Annotated in this window: 15 protein-coding genes and 1 tRNA gene; all 16 read right to left on the reverse strand. The window is 39.1% G+C overall.

All coding sequences use genetic code 11. From position 1 onward, the window contains the following. Positions 1–9 precede the first annotated feature (9 nt). Positions 10–1,248 (reverse strand): S41 family peptidase, encoded by a 1,239-nt coding sequence (locus tag ACO6HM_RS05740; protein ID WP_485390175.1) that lies wholly within the window; start codon positions 1,246–1,248, stop codon positions 10–12. Beyond that, positions 1,241–2,080, reverse strand: coding sequence for a phosphatidylserine decarboxylase (locus tag ACO6HM_RS05745; RefSeq protein ID WP_485390176.1), 840 nt, complete (start codon positions 2,078–2,080; stop codon positions 1,241–1,243). Before ACO6HM_RS05745 ends, ACO6HM_RS05740 begins: the two co-directional genes overlap by 8 nt. Then, positions 2,077–2,718, reverse strand: coding sequence for a CDP-alcohol phosphatidyltransferase family protein (locus tag ACO6HM_RS05750; RefSeq protein ID WP_485390177.1), 642 nt, complete (start codon positions 2,716–2,718; stop codon positions 2,077–2,079). The genes ACO6HM_RS05745 and ACO6HM_RS05750 overlap by 4 nt, the downstream gene beginning before the upstream one ends. Positions 2,719–2,850: 132 nt before the next feature. Then, a complete protein-coding gene (locus ACO6HM_RS05755) occupies positions 2,851–3,528 on the reverse strand; it encodes a phosphatase PAP2 family protein (RefSeq protein WP_485390178.1) in 678 nt (225 codons plus the stop codon). A 114-nt stretch (positions 3,529–3,642) separates the two neighbouring features. Beyond that, positions 3,643–4,533, reverse strand: a complete 891-nt coding sequence (locus tag ACO6HM_RS05760; RefSeq protein ID WP_485390179.1) for an aldose 1-epimerase family protein — start codon at positions 4,531–4,533, stop codon at positions 3,643–3,645. 175 nt (positions 4,534–4,708) lie between these two features. Beyond that, positions 4,709–7,669: a hypothetical protein gene (locus tag ACO6HM_RS05765; protein ID WP_485390180.1), complete on the reverse strand. Its 2,961-nt coding sequence runs from the start codon at positions 7,667–7,669 to the stop codon at positions 4,709–4,711. A gap of 184 nt (positions 7,670–7,853) precedes the next feature. Next, the gene (locus ACO6HM_RS05770; protein WP_485390181.1) at positions 7,854–8,762 is read right to left on the reverse strand and encodes a dihydroorotate dehydrogenase; all 909 of its coding nucleotides are present in this window, start codon (positions 8,760–8,762) and stop codon (positions 7,854–7,856) included. Continuing rightward, positions 8,762–9,562 carry a dihydroorotate dehydrogenase electron transfer subunit gene (locus ACO6HM_RS05775; RefSeq protein WP_485390182.1) on the reverse strand — a complete coding sequence of 267 codons (801 nt, stop codon included), beginning with the start codon at positions 9,560–9,562 and terminating at the stop codon, positions 8,762–8,764. The genes ACO6HM_RS05770 and ACO6HM_RS05775 overlap by 1 nt, the downstream gene beginning before the upstream one ends. A gap of 11 nt (positions 9,563–9,573) precedes the next feature. Next, positions 9,574–10,491 (reverse strand): orotidine-5'-phosphate decarboxylase, encoded by a 918-nt coding sequence (gene pyrF / locus ACO6HM_RS05780; protein WP_485390183.1) that lies wholly within the window; start codon positions 10,489–10,491, stop codon positions 9,574–9,576. Continuing rightward, positions 10,492–11,787 (reverse strand): dihydroorotase, encoded by a 1,296-nt coding sequence (locus tag ACO6HM_RS05785; RefSeq protein WP_485390184.1) that lies wholly within the window; start codon positions 11,785–11,787, stop codon positions 10,492–10,494. A gap of 123 nt (positions 11,788–11,910) precedes the next feature. Next, positions 11,911–12,837, reverse strand: coding sequence for an exopolyphosphatase (locus tag ACO6HM_RS05790; protein WP_485390185.1), 927 nt, complete (start codon positions 12,835–12,837; stop codon positions 11,911–11,913). 133 nt (positions 12,838–12,970) lie between these two features. Next, positions 12,971–13,927, reverse strand: coding sequence for an ion transporter (locus ACO6HM_RS05795; protein WP_485390186.1), 957 nt, complete (start codon positions 13,925–13,927; stop codon positions 12,971–12,973). Positions 13,928–14,096: 169 nt separating this feature from the next. Continuing rightward, positions 14,097–14,169: transfer RNA gene (locus ACO6HM_RS05800), tRNA-Gly, on the reverse strand. A gap of 386 nt (positions 14,170–14,555) precedes the next feature. Then, entirely contained in the window at positions 14,556–16,079 is a 1,524-nt protein-coding gene (locus ACO6HM_RS05805; protein WP_485390187.1) for a S1C family serine protease, read from the reverse strand. Positions 16,080–16,213: 134 nt separating this feature from the next. Then, positions 16,214–17,101: a glycoside hydrolase family 191 protein gene (locus ACO6HM_RS05810; protein WP_485390188.1), complete on the reverse strand. Its 888-nt coding sequence runs from the start codon at positions 17,099–17,101 to the stop codon at positions 16,214–16,216. A gap of 12 nt (positions 17,102–17,113) precedes the next feature. Beyond that, a complete protein-coding gene (locus ACO6HM_RS05815) occupies positions 17,114–18,169 on the reverse strand; it encodes a DUF5050 domain-containing protein (RefSeq protein WP_485390189.1) in 1,056 nt (351 codons plus the stop codon). Positions 18,170–18,230 lie beyond the last annotated feature (61 nt).

Below are 18,230 nucleotides of genomic sequence, written 5' to 3' on the forward strand. Positions count from 1 at the left end.
AGCATATTGTTAATCTATCATTTTCTTAATCTTTTTTACAGCATAATCAAGCTGCTCATCCTTAGCAGTCTTCTTATCATCCTTTATCTTGTAGTCAGGAGTTATACCTACTTTATTGATACTTTCACCATTTGGGAGGTAGTACTTTATTGTTGTCAGCTTAAGTCCTCCTATTACAGTGCTGCCGTCCTTTCCAAGTACTTCAAGTATACTCTGAGCCACTCCTTTGCCATAGCTTGTCTCTCCTACGGTTTCTGCATAACCATTATCCTTTAGGGCTCCGGTAAAAAGCTCTGAAGCACTGGCAGACTCATTATTCATAAGGATAACAATAGGTAGGTTAAATACTTTGTCATCACCGGTTGAAAGTTCACCTGTCTTTGCTATCTCCTTCTTACCGCTCTTGTATACAAAAGAAAAAATATCAGTATTATCAGGAAGTATACGATCAAGCATATCATAGGCTGTGCCTACATATCCGCCTCCATTGTTCCTAAGATCAATCACAAGCCCTTCAATATCCTTTTTTACCAGCTTGTTTAACGCACTGACAAATTCTTTACCTGTATTGTCAAGAAAGGCGTTTACTTTAATATACCCTACTCTTCCGTTAGTATAGGTCTTAGAAGAAACAGTAGGTATAATTACTTCATTTCTTTCTACAACCATCTTTTTTGTAGACTTTCCCCTAAGTACAGTAAGGGTAACCTTACTTCCCTTTTTACCCTTAAAATAAGAGGTGGCCTTAAGAATCTCAAGCCTAGTCAGGTCTTTTTTACCTGCTTTAAGTATAATATCTCCCTTTTTAAGCTTGGCTTTCTTTGCCGGGCTTCCATCAAATACATTGGTTATCTTAATCCCACCTGTCTTCACATCCTTGGCAACCTCGATACCAATTCCGTAGTATTCACCCTTCATGGCACTGTTAAAACTCTCAAGCTCCTTGACCGTATAATATACAGAATAAGGATCATTTAGCTTGCTTACAAAAAGCTTGGATATGGTGTCAAGGCCTGTCTTGTCATCTGCCTCTTCAAATACCTCATCTAAAATCTTATTAGTATCTACATCTTCATAATAATTCTGATTTACTTTGTCAATCAGATCCTTTAATTCAGTCCTAATCTCCTGAGCCCTTGACTCAGAAACTGCAGCCTCTGCTCTTAATGTATTAAAGTAAAAAGGCATACCAAGTACAAGTGTTGATGCAAGCATAAGGCTTCCCGCTTTTTTTACAAATCTATTCAACTTTACCTCCATTCATCTTCACCGCAACGACTTCTCCAAGAGTCACTGATATTTCTGCGTACTTCCTTAACTTTTTTAAAATATAAGGGTTAAATTCTATCTCATCTTTCTTAACAAATACCACAATAGTGGATCCTCCAAATTCAAAGCATCCTTTTTCAAGGCCTCTGGCAATCCTGGCCTTTAACTTATGATTTGATATCTTTCCAACCATAAGTGCTCCTATTTCCATCTGAATAATCTTGCCAAAATTATCAGTATTAATCACAGCATATTCTCTTGTATTCTCAGAAAATACAGGGTATACAGATAAAGCAATAGGCCTTACGCAGTGGAGTATTCCCTCTATTCTTTTCGTTCTTACAATTACACCATCATCTGAAAATATGTATCTGTGATAATGTTTAGGTGTAAGCCTGTAAATAAGGGCATAACCGCCTTGAAATTCTTTTGCAAGCACACTGTCTTTTAGTAAGCTCGTCAAATCATATCTTGTGTTTTTAATTTTAAACGAAGAATCCTCTCTTAATTCTACCACAGAAAGATATCCATCACAAGGGTTAATAAAATGATTCCGGTTTTTATCAAATTTAACCTCTTTTTTCCTTCTTTTAAAAAACTCATTAAAGGAATAGAAGCCCTTTGCAGGCACCTCTATTCCCTCAAGTGAGATATTATTCTTCTTTATAAACCCAGGTATCAACATTCTTGAAAGAGGTGAGTCTAAGAACTTACCTCCTATATAAGACACCGATGGCTTTGTAAGCAGTTTAAGCAACGCTCTCCCCGCCACTGTACTATATAAAAATCTTACTGAATAATCTTCTCTCATACCGCATCCCATCCCATCAAAAATAACACACCGATTACTTCTAAAGCACCTAGTATTATAATACAAACTTTGCCAAGTGCGTTAGGCTTTTTTATTTCAAAAGGCGAAACGAAGCCAACCATAACAAAGATTAACATAACAAGGTAAGCGAGTTTATTCTTAAATATTCCTCTTTCATACGCAATATGAACCGCAGGAAGAAGAAGAGCAATTGTCGTTACAGGAAGGCCTAAATACACGGTTCTAAGCCCCGTACTCTGCCTTTGCCTCTCCTCTTCAAGGACATTAAAGTATGCAAGACGGATAAGAGCAGCAAGGACATAAAAAGAAGCTATAAAGCCCGCTGCCACCTCATTGTCTAAGAACACATATACAAATAAAGCCGGGAATATTCCAAAGCTTACCAAGTCGCTTAGTGAATCAATCTGTATACCGAAGCACTTTTCATTGCGATCTCTTTCTTTTGTAGCAGCAACCTTTCCATCAAACATATCACAAACTCCCGACACAAGCAGGCAGACCACCGCAGCAGAAAAATTCCTGTTTAATACCTGCAGGATTCCCATAAAAGCAGTTAACATGCCCACGTAGGTAAGCACAACTGTATAATTATAATATCCTAACAATCCCTTTTTCATAGTATCCCCCTTAAATAAGACCGGCTGCATAGCTGTAAGCCAAGATGCACCAAGGTTTTCCTAATAATATAATCCAAATAAATTTCTTTTTATCCATCTTTACAAGCCCTGAGAAGCAGCAAAGGAAACGGCCTACTCCAACTTAAGTTTTCGATTGATTTTGGTAATGAGTCTCGTATAAAGTCCGGTAAAACCATATTTTACTACAAAATAGCTGCCTTCTGCAATACCTACTCCTCCAATCACATCAACTATAACGTGCTGCTTGGTTGTAAGGGTAGAAATACATATACATATAGCAAAAAACAGCGAAAACAGCACATAAGGCTTAGGTATTCTCTTATTCTCTCTTACCGCAATATAGCAAAACCAGCTTGTAAGGCAATGAATGGAAGGGAAAAGATTGTCAGCAGCATCTGTATTATACAGCCAAATCATAATCTTATTCCAGAACCCTTCACTTCCTATCTCAGGCCTTATATTGGTAGTCGGTATGATGAGGAAGCAAAGAAGGCAAATCGTTTTTGCAAAAAAATCTGCACTAATAAACCTGAAAGCTTCTTCCCTGCTTTGTCTTACACCCAAGATATAATTAGCCAGCCAATATATATAGCAGCTTAAATATATAGAAACCGTCCAAGGTACAAGAGGTATAATAGAATCAAGGGAAATCTCAGCATTTATATGATGCCAGTTCGTAGTAAGTAATCTTGAACCAAAATATGTAATTGAATTCCAGGTAATCGATATAAAAAGCGGAACCAACATAAACTTTGGTATAAATAAAACTTCAGCGGACTTCTCTCTCATTAAAAAACCTTTCTAATTATTAACAAGTATTAGAGTATCAAAACTATGACACCTTAACTCTATTTTACTCGAGAGTTCTTAAGGAATTATAATCTTTTTCTTACAACTATATATCTATTTTGATGTGGGTGTAAAAATCTCAATGCTATATACATTGTTAAACTTCTTACCTGCCTCAAGTACAATGTTACACTCTCTGTCAGCTAAGTCGCCTTCAAATTCCATCCTGTCACAGCGTCCGTGCCATGGCTCAAGGCATACAAAAGGAGCATCCGCCCTCTCCTTTGACCAGATTGCAAGTATAGGCATGTCAAACTTAACAGTTACAATCTTTTTGCCATTTGGTCTAACTAGCGAAACCTCGGATATTTGATTATCCTCAAAAATGTAAGTAGTAGTATCAAAATACTCCTTGGTTATAGTACTTCTGCCATTATCAAGCTTAAGCTCATGAAGCTCTGAGAGCCTAAGTCCTGTATCATAATCCGCACCAAAATACTTAGGATTCCTCTTAGAATTGTATTCTAAAGAATATCCTACCTTGTCTGCTTCTCCATCAATAGGACAATTAAATCCCGGATGTGCACCTATGTTAAAATACATAGTTTTATCACCTGTATTCTCTACCTCCCAAAGCACCTCTATCTTGTTGCCACTCAGACGGTAGCCTATTCTTAGTGCAAAATGAAAAGGATACATTTTAAGTGTTTCCTCATTATCCCTTATCTCAAACCAGATTTCATTTTCTTTCTCTTTTATAACCTTAAACTCCATATCTCTCGCAAAGCCATGCTGCATGATATGATACTTCTTGCCTTCACAGGTAAATTCCTGATTCTTAAGCCTTCCTACGAATGGAAAAAGTATAGGTGACTGTCTGCTCCAGTACTTTTCATCTCCCTGCCAAAGGTATTCTTTACCTGAACCATCCTTTATAGAGGTTAATTCTGCCCCTTTTGCTGCAATACTTATTTCAAGAACTTCATTTTTTAATCTATAACTCATAACCGGTCTCCTTTAGTATTAAATCAATGAATATAGTTTAACCTCTGATTACATTTTAATCAAGTCTTGACTACGAGTTTTTGCATATTAGTGTTTTTTTAAAGAAAAAGCCACGAGGACTTTATTTGTCCCCGTGACCTTATAGCATTTATTACAAATTGTATCTAAGCGTGAATTACTTTAACTTGAAGCTAAAGGTTCCGTTTACTCCACCTGCGAAGGTAACCTGAACAGTAACCATATCACCTACTGCCGCACCATTGAAGGTTACTCTGGTTGTATTGTTCCAATCAGCTGTTACCCTGCCTGATGCAGAAGATACAAGTCTGATTCCCTGAAGTGTGTTCTTTGCAAGTGCGCTTGAAGCAGCAACACCATTCTCGGCTGCGGTATATCTATCAGTTATAACAAGTGCATCTCTTATTCCGTTAACTGTAAGACTGCCAGCTGGAAGCTCTGAAGTTGCAGCCTCAACCTTAGTAACTAAAGGAGCCTTTGCAGAAACTACCACGTCCTTAGATGCTGTTGATCCCTTACCATCATTGACAACGGCTGTAACTGTATCGGTAAAATCTCCTCTTTTAGCCTCTTCTTTACCACGGCTTGGAACTACTTTGTCACCGGCTACTAAGTTCTTGGTGTCTCTTAACTCAAAGTTATCATCTCCAATCTGTACAGTTGTACCATCAGAGGTCTTACCTGTAACTACAGCACTAACTGAGTCATAGCCTGTATTACCATCTGCACTGTATACAGCAGAAGGTAAGCTTAAGCTAAAGCTTGAGAGGCTCTTTATATCAGCTGTTGTAACCTTAACATTTATCTCAGATCCTGCAACAGGATTGTTTCCTGTAGCATCTTTGTAGATGGCAAATGTGAAGTTCTCTGACTCATTACCTGTAAGTGCAGCATTAGAATCTGTAAATTTAAGTGACTTAGAGTTTAACTCACTTAACTTAACAAGAGTAACATTGTTTGCTACTGCCGCACCAGGAGCTGTAATTGTAAATCTTCCGTTTCCGCTCTTCTTTACTCCAAGATAGTAGTTAGAATAAGCTGAAAGATTTGAAAGTTCGCGGCCCTTGTTATCAACTATCTTAACCTTAGGAAGTACATTCTCTGTAGTACCACCCTTAAGAACACCATCAACTGAAATGCTTCTGATGTTTGAAGGAACTGCAGGTGCATATACTGTAAAGGTTGTGATTGCAGGCTGCATATTGGACTGTACTGTAAATACAGCATTTGTTGTAATCTGTGTAAGTCCCTGGCTCCAGGTTACATTTTTAACTGAATTATCCTTGGTTGCGTCATACTTAAGTTTAGCTGTTCCATTAGCTGTATTCTCCCAGGAGAAGGCCTCAGGAAGCTTAACACCATACTTATCACTGCTAAGTGTAGCATAGTCTGTTACAGCCTGACCAGCAGGGTTAGTAGCATTAAAATTAAAGTATGTTGACTCTCCGGCATATACTTCTGAAGGAGCAGTTACACTAAACTTAGATACCTGCTTTGTGCCTGCTATCTTAATTGTTGTAGAAGTAGTATTGTTTCCGCTTGTTCCATAAAGTGCAACAAAGTTCACAGTTACATCACCTGACTTAACATCATTTACGCCTGTGAAAGGAATAGCAATGTAGTCAACTCCGTCCACCTCGAGTGTATCGTGGTAAGCAGTAGAACTATTGATACCAAGACCTGTAAGACCACCGTTTGCATAGATGCTTACACCGTCCGTAGACTTCATACTTCTACCATACTGGTCTTTAACTTCTACAAGAAGTCTTGCGTTGTTATTGTCTGAGCTGTTTACTGTAAGCTCATAAGGCTTCTTTGTAACTGTGCTATATACACCCTTTACAGACACTGAGCTTGCCTTTGCCTTTGCTGCAAGTGTAAGCTGGAATGTATTAGTAATGGTGTTCATTCCATCAACCTTTACAAGAGTAAGGGTTACAGGTGTGTTAAGTGGAAGATTGGCTGCAATGTTAGTTACGTCAATAACGCCCTTAGCAGGATTAGCAGTACCTGTACCTGCTGAAACATTTACATTAAGTCCTCCAACACTCTTTGTTACATCCTCACCAAACTGGTTTGTAATCTTGTACTCGATTGTACCACCTGCTGCATTGGTATCTCCGTTTAATACAAGGTACTTGTTAGGAACATCAATCTTGGAAAGCTTAGCTGTCTCTCCCTTAAAAGAAGATGTCTTTCCACCAAATTCAACTGTATAGTCACCATCGGTTATGTTAGCTGTCATCTCAAGCACAGCTTCAGTACCGGCAGCATTTACGCTAACACTGGTAATATCTCTTACACCGCCGGCAAGTTTAACTGAATAGTCATTTGTATTAGAAGTAAGATTATTGCCTGTAACAGTAATCTTCTTAGCTCCGGTCTGCTTTCCGCCAAACTTAGCAGCAACCACAACCTTGATTCTTGCAGTTACCTTAAACTTGTCAGCATTAGCCTTAGCTGCACTGCTCTGGCTTCCTACAACATCGATATAGCTCTCGCCGGCCTTGTTACCTGTTACAGTAAATGTCTTAGCACTAGCCTTAGCTTTTGAAACAGATACAGAAGCAGCATTGTCTGATGATACATAGCTGTTGTAAGTAGAAGACTTTCCACCTGCCTTAGCAATCTTGTCGGAAATCTTGTAACTTACATTAAGAGTCTTGCTCTCGCCCTCTGTTAACTTAATCTCAGATACAGCTACTCCATTATCCTCAACCGCTACGCTCTCAGCTCTGGTATATACCTTTACAAGAGCCTTATACTTCTTGTTCTTATATACTGCTGTGATAACTGCCTTTCCATTCTTCTTTGCTGTAAGCTTTCCAGTTTTCTTATTTACGCTAAGTACGCTTCCCTTTGAGCTTGTCCACTTAACATTCTTAGAAATGTTCTTACCCTTTATTATAAGGTCAAGATCTAATTTCTTGCCACCGATGAAAACTGAAGTACCCTTCTTAGAAGAATATACTGTCTTCTTTCCGTGTGATACTATACCATTCTTAGTGGCTGCCTTAGCCTCCTCTGCGCTAAACCCAGGCACAAAGCTAAGTCCCATTGAAAGCGCAAGCGCTAATGAAAGTCCTTTAACTGCTTTGTTCATACTCTTTTTTCTCATTGTTCTTTCCTCACATTCGTGTATTGTAGTTTGTTAAAGCTTTTACTTAAGTTCTGAGCAAAGTATAAAATTCTTCTGTGTCACTTTTATGAGTTAATTCTTAAGTTTTCCTTTCTAATTGCCTGCTTTGTGTACAATTCTGTGTCATTTCTTTGACATTTAGGTTAAATCTGCCAACAACACTCTATTCCACGCAGCCAATGAGCTCGTTTATATCACCTATTTCATATCTTGACATATATTCTTCAATTCCCTTTACCACATGAACACTTGCTGCAGGGTTGTGGAAATTGGCAGTACCTACGCTTACCGCAGTAGCTCCTGCCATAAGAAACTCTATAGCATCTTCTCCTGTCATTATTCCACCCATACCTATGATAGGTAAGTTTACAGCCTTCCTTACCTGGTATACCATTCTGATTGCAACAGGTTTGACTGCAGGTCCCGAAAGACCTCCTGTCTTGTTGGCAAGGGCGAACTTTCTTTTATGAATATCTATCTTCATGCCTGTAAGTGTATTGATTAGAGATAAGCCATCTGCTCCTCCTGCCGCACAAGCCTTTGCAAGCTCAGTTACATCAGTCACATTAGGGGTGAGCTTCATAATCACAGGCTGCTTGGCATATTTCTTAATGGCCTTTGTTACTTCATAAGCCGCATCAGCATTCGTACCAAAAGTAATTCCTCCAGCCTTCACATTAGGGCAGGAAATATTTATCTCAAGCAGCTTTACCACCTCATTGTCTGCAAGTCTTTTGACCACTTCTACATATTCCTCAGTAGTATGTCCGCAGACATTTGCCATAACTACTGTATCAATTCCTCTTAGCTTTTCTAAGTCTCTCTTAATAAACACATCTATTCCGGGATTTTGAAGACCTATGGCATTTAGCATACCTGAAGCAGTCTCTGCCACCCTTGGAGTAGGATTGCCCTTCCAAGGCACATCAGAAACGCCTTTTGTGGTAAGCCCACCGAGAAGGGAAAGATCTATATAGTCCATAAATTCAGCACCTGAACCAAAGGTTCCTGATGCTGTCATAACCGGATTCTTAAGCTTTACTCCGGCTATTTCCACACTCATATTTCCCATTAGATAACCACCTCCGTAGATAAGAATACAGGTCCATCCTTACAGACTCGAGTGTTTTTCACATTGCTGTGATGGTCAACTTCCTTAGTCTCACAGACACAGCCAAGGCAGACACCTATACCACAGGCCATCCTCTCTTCAAGAGAAATATAGGTAGGGAGTCCTCTGCTCTCTCCGTATTCCTTTACCCCTCTAAGCATAGGCATAGGTCCACAGGAGAAGATATCAGTGACTCCGTACTTTTCTGCGACCTTAATTTCATTTGCCACATCGATTACTGTTCCTTTACAGCCCAGACTTCCATCATCAGTAGCAATTATTACTTCTGCATATTTACTAAAGTCTTCTACAAGGAAGGTATCTTTATTTCTAAATCCAAGTATCACTACGGCCTTCTTGCCATCCTTCTTAAGCTCCTTTACAGCCTCAAGTAGAGGGGGAATTCCTATCCCTCCTCCAAAAAGAAGAACTGAATCACCTGTTTTATCTACAGGGAATCCCTTTCCAAGGCTTCCAACAACCTCTATGCTGTCTACATTTGGTAAAAGCTTTGCGAAAGCCTTAGTACCTTCACCTACTACCCTGTAAACGAGCCTAAGCCTTCCGTTTTCTCTGTCTATTTCACAGATACTTATGGGACGAGGTAAAAGCTTAGAGCCATCATTTACATACAGCGACACAAACTGTCCTGTTTGGGCCTCTCCTGCCATACTTCCTACTTCTATCCACATTGAGAATACATCTTCAGAAAGCTCAGTATTTTCAAGTATTTTAGCCTTAATCTTAGACTTTAATTCCATTAAATTTCTCCTTAGAATATAGATGCAATGTCATTCTTCATATCAATCACAGCCGCCCTTGCAGCCTCAGCAAAGCCTTCAGCACCGTATTCAGCATACTTATCCTGCTTATAAGCAGCTATGATTCCTCTTGAAGAATTGACTATAGCACCGAGGCCGTCTTTATTAAAGAACGGCTTAAGCTCGGCTGCAGTACCTCCCTGAGCCCCGTACCCCGGTACGAGTATATATGCCTTTGGCATTATTTCTCTAAGTACCTCTCCCATCTCAGGATAGGTAGCGCCAACTACAGCACCCACATCGCTGTAGCCATTCTTTACAAGCTCTGCTCCCCACTCATCTACCTTCTTGCCAACAAGCTCATAAACAGCCTTTTTCCCAACCTTCTGGTCCTGAAATTCACCGCTTGAAGGGTTGGAGGTCTTAACCAAGATAAATAAGCCTTTATCGTGCTTTTTGCACTCCTCAACAAAAGGAACTACACTATCTGAGCCCATATAAGGGTTGATGGTAAGGAAGTCTTCATCAAGCGGAGCAATTTCAGCACCTCCAATCTTTACCTTTCCTATATGCCCTAATGCATAGGCTGTTGATGTAGAACCTATATCTCCACGCTTTGCATCTCCTATTACCAAAAGCCCCCTGTCATGACAATAATCAATAGTCTTCTTAAATGCCATAAGTCCCGGTATGCCAAACTGCTCATACATTGCTATCTGAGGCTTTACAGCAGGTATTAAATCGTAGATAGCGTCAACTATCTTCTTGTTAAATTCAAATATTGCATCAGCCGCAGCTTCAAGAGTCTCACCCTTTTCATTAATTGCCTTATCTAAAAGAAACTTTGGCACAAAATTAAGTGTTGGATCAAGTCCCACAACTATAGGGGCTTCAAGCTTTTTAATCTTTTCAACTAATTTCTCTATCATTTAATTTTCCTCCTTATATACAACTTTTCCGTTACACAATGTATATAGAACCTTTCCTCTCACCTTTTTACCATTAAAAGGCGTATTTTTGCCTTTTGATAAAAATTTATCAGAGTCAATAACATAATCATGGTCTATATCTGCTATCACAAGGTCGGCTACAGAACCTTCCTTAAGAGTTCCTCTGCCGTTTTTTAAGAGCTTAGCAGGGGTTAGACTCATTCTTTCCACAAGAGCCTTCATATCAAGGTATTTACCCAAAAGTTCAGTTACTGTAAGTGCAAACGAGGTTTCAAGGCCAACTATGCCAAACGGTGCATCCTTTATACTCTTTTTCTTCTCTTCTTTAGAATGTGGGGCATGGTCAGTGGATATCATACCCATTATGCCACTCTTAAGCCCTTCTCTTAGGGCTTCTACATCAGCCCTGCTTCTAAGGGGAGGGTTCATCTTGTAGTTTGCGTCATCCTCTACTATATCCTCATCAGCCAGTGTAAAGTGATGAGGGCATACTTCCGCACTTACAGAATATCCCTTCTCCTTAGCTTCTTTTACATACTTTACAGTCTCCCTTGTGGAGCAATGACAAAGATGGATGGTTGCCCCCACTTCGGCAGCTATTTCTATATCTCTCTTTGCTATACTGTCTTCAACTTCATTGGTTATACCCGGCATACCGAGTTCTTTTGATTTTTCGCCTGCATTCATAACCCCGCCATTTACCAGGTTTGCATCCTCGCAGTGGTCAAAGAAAGGCAGTCCAAGCCTTGCAGCTTCTATGAGTCCCTTTCTAAGGATATCAGGGTCCATTACAGACTTGCCATCCTCACTTATGGCGACAATCCCAGCTTTTTTCATTCCTTCCATATCGGAAAGAACTTTTCCTTCCTGCCCCATAGTAACGGTTCCGCTTGGAAGTACATTTATAACTGCATCCTTCTTTATGGCATCAAGCTGAAGCTTTAGGTGCTCTACCGTATCCATAACAGGCTTAGTGTTAGGCATAGTTACAACAGTAGTATAGCCTCCTCTTGCGGCCGCTAAGCTCCCTGTTTTTACTGTTTCTTTATATTCCCCTCCAGGCTCTCTAAAATGCACGTGAAGGTCTATGAAGCCCGGAAGTACATATTTACCGTCTGCATCAATCACCTCAGTATCTTCTTTTATAAAACCGTCAAGCTCTCCTTTTATACCCACCTTTTCTATCTTTCCCTCATCATTTATATAAAGGTCAAATAGTCCGTCTCTGTCTGCTTCTACATCTACCAGATGTCCGTTTTTAACAATTGTTCCCATCTTGCCTCCTAACTTATTCTTATGAGTATACCAAAATAATTGGATAACCTGAGATACAGTATTACAGCAATATCGCTGTCTTTCATAAAGAAAGCATCCTAATGGATGCTTATCTTTAAAATACTATTTATTTAGTTTCTCCAAAATCTTCGGAAGTTCGGCATCAACCTTGTCATTGTCAAGCTGGCAGGTTCCTGCATTTGCATGACCTCCCCCGCCATATTCAAGACAGATATCGCCTATATTTACGTTAGATTCCTTGTTTATAATAGACTTACCAATCATAACCGCAGTATTCTGCTTCTGATAACCCCATACAACATGAACCGAAATCTCAACATCAGGATACATAGCATAAACCATAAATCTGTTTCCTGCGTATATTGTCTCTTCATTTCTAAGGTCAATGAGGGCAACCTTACCCTCTACCTTTACAACACGCTTAAGCTGTTTCTTGAATAAATCCTGCTGTTCAAAATATAGATCAACCCTTTCTTTTACATCAGGAAGAGCAAGTATCTCATCGATAGAATGATTGAGACAGTAATCAATAAGCTTCATCATCAAATCATAGTTTGATATTGTAAAATTATGGAATCTTCCAAGTCCTGTCCTTGCATCCATGACATAGTTAAGTAAGGTCCAGCCTTCCGGTTCAAGAATATCATCAACCGTAAAGTCTGCACTGTCTCCCTTATCAACTGCAGCCAATATCTCAGAAGAAACTTTTTTTATTCTCTCAGATCCTCCATAGTAGTTGTAAACCACTCTGGCTGCTGACTTTGCATAACCATCAATAATAAATTTTTCGCTTGCCTCTACCGCATTTACGCGGCTAAGTTCGCTCTCATGGTGGTCAAATGCAAGCCCCACTCTTGGATCGTAAGGAAGGTTTGTGGTTATATCATTTTCAGTAAGCTCAATTTTCCCATCCTGTACATCCTTAGGGTGTACAAATTTAATCTCATCAATTATGTCGAGCTCTTTAAGAATCATTGCACATACAAGCCCGTCAAAGTCACTTCTTGTGACCAATCTCATTTTCCCCATAATATCCTCCGGATAACAACTCAATAAGCCTTATTTATTCATTATATCATGATTTAATTTTATGTTCAATAATTATGCTAAACCATTCACAAACTTTATCTCCTATGTTCCGCACAAATTCTTAGGAATTTTCTTAAATAATTTCCCTGTATATGAGTATATCATTGGTCTTAGCCCTCACTTTGTCCTCGGCCATTACCATCACTCCGTCCCTTAAGATGACAACTATGTCAACTCCGTATTTTTGCTCAAGTTCATTTATAAACCTTCCTACATCTTCACTCTTCTTCTCTATGGTAATACTGCCTGTTGTCTTATTTTTGGCTTCATTCAGACGGTTTCTCTGCATTTCGGTATAGTTTTCCACAAAACCTGCTGAGATTATACCTGTAGGTATGGCTACAGAACCTACTCCTAAAAAGGTGATGATACCCCCCATAATCTTACCTACAACAGTTATGGGATATATGTCTCCGTATCCCACTGTAAATATGGTTGAGAGGCTCCACCATATCCCTGAAAAAGCATTCTTAAAAGCAAGAGGCTGGGCATCGTGCTCTGCTCCATATATGCAAAGCGAGGAAGCGAGCATAAGCACTACTATGATAAATACAGACGATAAAATCTGGTTTTTCTTTTCAAGTAAAACTGAGGTAATTACATTAAAAGAATCGTAGTTTACATTCAGCCTAAAAAGATGAAATATCCTAACTACCCTAAGCATTCTAAAGGCAGCAAAGCCGTAAAAAAAGAAAAATGGCAGGATAGTTAGTAAATCTATTATGCCCTCAGGAGAAACAAGAAACTTAAACCTTGCCCTCATTTTCCCCACATCTGTATATATATATTCAGCAGTCCAGATTCTAAGCACATATTCAACACTGAATATAATAATGGTAGTTGTTTCTATAACCTTAAAAAGCCCAAAATACCGTTTTAATTCTTCAAAGGTACCAAGAAACAATACTAAAATATTTAGCAAAATAGAAACGACTATGATGAAATCTCCTATTCTGCTTGGCACATCCTCCCTGCTTCCTATCTGAATTATTTCAAATACCCTTTGTTTGATTGGCTTGGATTTAATCATATAATTCTCCGTATCTTTGATTGTTAGAAAACTTGTGGCCACAAGAGCAACACAACCCTATATAGGAGTATATCACATATAACAGAGAAGTGAAAAGGGGCAAAAAAAGAAGCCTTACTTTGGTTTTCTACCACCAAAATAAGACTTACAATTCTTTAAAATAATAAAGAGCGCGAGACGGGACTCGAACCCGCGACCCCAACCTTGGCAAGGTTGTACTCCACCAACTGAGCCACTCGCGCTTATTACAAGGATTGTGTTTGGCACCTCACTTGCAGAAAGAAGTATACCACAGTCCTTCACTATAGTCAACAAGTTTTTGCAGTTTTTTATAAGTTCAACAATTTATCTTATTTGTATAAATTGCATACACATTTACATGCAATTCACATAATAAAGAATCTACCTTGCTTGGTTCACCGCCTACAGTGTCGATAGCGGCATCTACATATCCGCAGCAGTTCGAGCCCTCGGAGAGATTTTTATGTGATAGGTAATTTATGAGAAATTTCCTATCATATAAAAAAGTGCCACATACACATATTATCTGTATATGTGGCAGTTATCAAAGGAGAATTACCATGAAACACATGGTTCTCCGCAAGTTCTGCAGTCTATCAATTAATATTTAGTGGTTAAAGAAGAAGTTAAAAGGATTCTCCTCTGAGCCACCGTCTGAGCCGCCAAATGGTGATTCAAAATAGTTGTTTCCACCTTCGTTGCTTCCGTCATTTCCGTTATTTCCATTGCTGTTATTGTTATTATCGTTGTTGTTACGATACTCTGAAGAGTCCTCGGACTTAGAATTAGAATTCTTAAGTTCAGACCTGTTACCTAAGGTTACCTGAACCTCCTTCTCCACATACTGTCCGTTTACATACTGCATTATGGTAAGCTTAACCACTGTTCCTGCCTTAACAGATAAGAGCTTTGACTGAAGCTCAGCCATGGTCTTAACCTCTACTCCGTTAAAGCCTGTAATTATATTACCCATCTTAAGTCCGGCCTTTTCAGCAGGGCTGCCCTTTGTAGCATTGGTAATATATACACCTATAGGCATACCGTAAATCTGGTTGTAGTTCTTTGTTATATCCCTGCCCATAATTCCAAGATAAGACTGCTCATTCTCAGGAATTACTTCTCTGTTCATAAGGTCGTTAATTATAGGGAGGGCTGTTGAGATAGGGATGGAGAAGCCCATGCCTTCTACCTTTTCATCAGCATACTTTACAGAGTTGATACCGATAACCTCACCCTTAGCATTAAGTAGGGCACCGCCTGAGTTACCAGGGTTGATGGCTGCATCTGTCTGGATGAGCTTCATAGTATAGTCTTCATCAGCTATCTCTCTGTTTAGAGCACTTACATAACCAACTGTGGTTGACTGACCGTAACCTAGTGCATTACCAATGGCTATAACCATCTGCCCAACCTTAAGCTTTGAAGAATCACCTATGGTAGCAACCTTTATCTTTGAGAGGGTGTCTTTCTTTATATCAGACATCTTTACTGAAAGTACTGAAAGGTCTGCACCTGCATCTGCACCTTTAACTGTTGCTTCAGCAGTAGTCTCATCATTAAATGTAACTGTTATCTTCTGATTTTTAGCACCTGTCTCTGCTTTAGTTACGTGGTTGTTACTTACTATAAGCACTTCATTATCATTCTGTCCGATAATGATACCTGAGCCACTTCCACCACTCTGGCCTTTGTATGTCTGACCAAATACGTTGGTTGCAACAGTGTCATACACGTTACTTATAGAGACTATAGATGGCATTACATTTTCAACTACTCCCGAAACATCTGAAGCAGTTGCAACCTCATTTCCACTATCCTTCGTAGTAGCAAGAGTCACTGTGTTCTTAGTTTCTGCTTCTTTTGCAGTAGCGGTAGACTCTAAGGCTTTATTTGCCACGGCCTGTTTTGCTGAGAGCATATTACCAAGGTAAACTCCGCCTCCTGCTGAACCACCGATAAGAAGTGCCGCTACAAGCACAAATGCCATCGGATGGGATTTCTTTTTCTTCTTAACATTATTTCCATGTCCGCTGCCATTTGGGTTTCCATCGTTTACAGGGTAGGTTCCATAATAACCGTTATTAGTTTGGTTATTATTTGTGTTTTCATTCAATCCGTTATAATTGTCCATAATTTGCCTCCTTAGATACACAATTTAATTTTTATTATTTTTAACACTTAAAACATCTGTCTCATTTGTTATGTCATTATAATAAAGTTTATTTGTGTTGACTTTGTGAAGGACTTTTGAACTAAATGTGATTTCTAGTCAAGTTTTAAATCATCTGAAATATAGTAATCCCAACCTCGTTTTTCGCAGTATTTAGCTATCTTCTCCTCTAGTTCATCATCATTTTCCACGTATTCAGTAAGGTAAATATGAACTCCTTTTTTGGAAAGCTTCGTAAGATAATCCGTATAATACTTTGTCACATCCTCTTTCTGAGTACCCGAATTTTCTCCGTCCAAAAGTGAGAATACCTCCTCTTGGTTTACTCCATCAGCTATCTTTTTAAGACTTTTATTCTCTTTAAGATATTTTGTCACGAATTCATCTCCGCCATTTATTATAAGAGCGGTATTCATCTTCTTTATGCTTGTTAGTATATTAACAAGCCCCTTATACATACTGTTCTTCTTATGCTGATAGTAGACATCTGTATTGTCTATAAAGAAGCCGTCAACTCCCTTTTTCTTATATGCCTTAGCAAGCCTTAGCATCTCTTTCTGCCAGCCCTTATCAGCTACATTCACCCAGTACTCACCCTTCCAGCCCTCGTATTCAGAAAGAGCCAAGTTCTTGAATTTCTTATAGTAAGGCCTATAGTCCTCAAGTGAGCCTATGCTTAGATAGGTATATACCTTCTTACCCGCTTTTTTTAGCTTTTTAATGTCAGCCTTAGTAAAAAGCTCTGCATCTATAATCACTGTCTGATAGTCATTAAGCTTGTCTATGTCTTTTCTATCAATTCCTATAAATACCCCAAAGCGCTTATCATAGTCATAATCAGCAGCCTTGGTTTTTATTAAAAATGCAAAGATGATAAGAAAGATAATCATAGGTACAATGAAGATAGCTAAGGCTATGCGCCTGAGACTCCTTATCTGCTTCTTTACTTCTTCTTCTCTTTCCTTATCATTCATCACTTCCATTGTCTTTCCTCCTTATTTTTTCTTGTCTTCAGTAAGGTCAGGCGGATTAAAACTCTCCACCACATCCGGTGCATTTAACGAAAAATAGTATTCGTCATCAGTTCCAAACTCCCTAAAGAACACCCTGTCTCCGATTATGCTTATACCGTTGTAGTCTCCCTCCTTGACAACTGTCTTTTTACGCGTAGAAAGATCCATAACCTCAAGCCTGTTTTTCTTCCCGTCATCTACCTGATAAACTATATACTGTTCATCAGGAGTTACATTGTAATATGAACATTTCTCCTCTACAAGTATGGTAGGATTCTGTCCAAGCTCATCTATTTTGGCTATGTTATAGTTCTGAGACAGTGAGATGAAGTAGATATTGCCGCCTATTAGTACAGGCTGATAGCAGTTTCCCTTATATATAACCACTTTCTGCTTTGAATCAGGATCAAAAGAATATATATAATGGTCTCCCTCAGCTCCAGCATAGTATATCTTGGTACTTGTAAGTGTTCCAGGTACAACCTTTTCTTCAAGCAAGAGTTCATCCTTCTTACCATCAAGGCTTGCACGGTAAAGATTCATATTGCCATCCTTTTCGTGTTTCTGGTAGTATACCTCATTGCCTATAAGGCTTACGGCACCCACATCATAGGCATATATGCCTCCTATTGAGTGGCTTCCCTTTTTATTCACCCTGTATATACCTGAATAGGAAAACTGCAGTACATGCTTCACGCTGTCATTTCTTGTATAGTTAAGCCTCGAATATACCACATAATTTGACGTATTATTGATGTAACCGACTGTGTCTTCCTGCATATACTCGAAGTCAGCGAGGTCTTTAGACATCGAATAAAGTGCCCCGCCATCGTTTAGGTTACTAAAATAAATCCTGTCATCATCAGCACAGAAAAGTCCTCCATTGTATAGGTTACAGGCTGTGTTGCCAACTGCTCCCTCGACATTTGGTATAACTCTGCCCGAATACTTTGCTACCACAAATATAGTAGCTATTGTCACCAAAACTAAAAGCAGCAGTATATTGGACTTTATGCTTCCCAGTTTTCTCTTTTGCATCTATTGCCTCCCTGTCATATGAGTACGTGGTGTACACTTCCTTATCATTACAATTATACTT

The sequence above is a fragment of the Catonella sp. genome, from assembly GCF_057250765.1.

Bases quoted from the DNA above. Each gene is read 5' to 3' on its own strand.
- ACO6HM_RS05745 (WP_485390176.1), bottom strand. From the start codon at position 2,080: ATGAGAGAAGATTATTCAGTAAGATTTTTATATAGTACAGTGGCGGGG.
- ACO6HM_RS05750 (WP_485390177.1), bottom strand. From the start codon at position 2,718: ATGAAAAAGGGATTGTTAGGATATTATAATTATACAGTTGTGCTTACC.
- ACO6HM_RS05755 (WP_485390178.1), bottom strand. From the start codon at position 3,528: ATGAGAGAGAAGTCCGCTGAAGTTTTATTTATACCAAAGTTTATGTTG.
- ACO6HM_RS05760 (WP_485390179.1), bottom strand. From the start codon at position 4,533: ATGAGTTATAGATTAAAAAATGAAGTTCTTGAAATAAGTATTGCAGCA.
- ACO6HM_RS05765 (WP_485390180.1), bottom strand. From the start codon at position 7,669: ATGAGAAAAAAGAGTATGAACAAAGCAGTTAAAGGACTTTCATTAGCG.
- ACO6HM_RS05770 (WP_485390181.1), bottom strand. From the start codon at position 8,762: ATGGGAAATATGAGTGTGGAAATAGCCGGAGTAAAGCTTAAGAATCCG.
- ACO6HM_RS05775 (WP_485390182.1), bottom strand. From the start codon at position 9,562: ATGGAATTAAAGTCTAAGATTAAGGCTAAAATACTTGAAAATACTGAG.
- pyrF (WP_485390183.1), bottom strand. From the start codon at position 10,491: ATGATAGAGAAATTAGTTGAAAAGATTAAAAAGCTTGAAGCCCCTATA.
- ACO6HM_RS05785 (WP_485390184.1), bottom strand. From the start codon at position 11,787: ATGGGAACAATTGTTAAAAACGGACATCTGGTAGATGTAGAAGCAGAC.
- ACO6HM_RS05790 (WP_485390185.1), bottom strand. From the start codon at position 12,837: ATGGGGAAAATGAGATTGGTCACAAGAAGTGACTTTGACGGGCTTGTA.
- ACO6HM_RS05795 (WP_485390186.1), bottom strand. From the start codon at position 13,927: ATGATTAAATCCAAGCCAATCAAACAAAGGGTATTTGAAATAATTCAG.
- ACO6HM_RS05805 (WP_485390187.1), bottom strand. From the start codon at position 16,079: ATGGACAATTATAACGGATTGAATGAAAACACAAATAATAACCAAACT.
- ACO6HM_RS05810 (WP_485390188.1), bottom strand. From the start codon at position 17,101: ATGGAAGTGATGAATGATAAGGAAAGAGAAGAAGAAGTAAAGAAGCAG.
- ACO6HM_RS05815 (WP_485390189.1), bottom strand. From the start codon at position 18,169: ATGCAAAAGAGAAAACTGGGAAGCATAAAGTCCAATATACTGCTGCTT.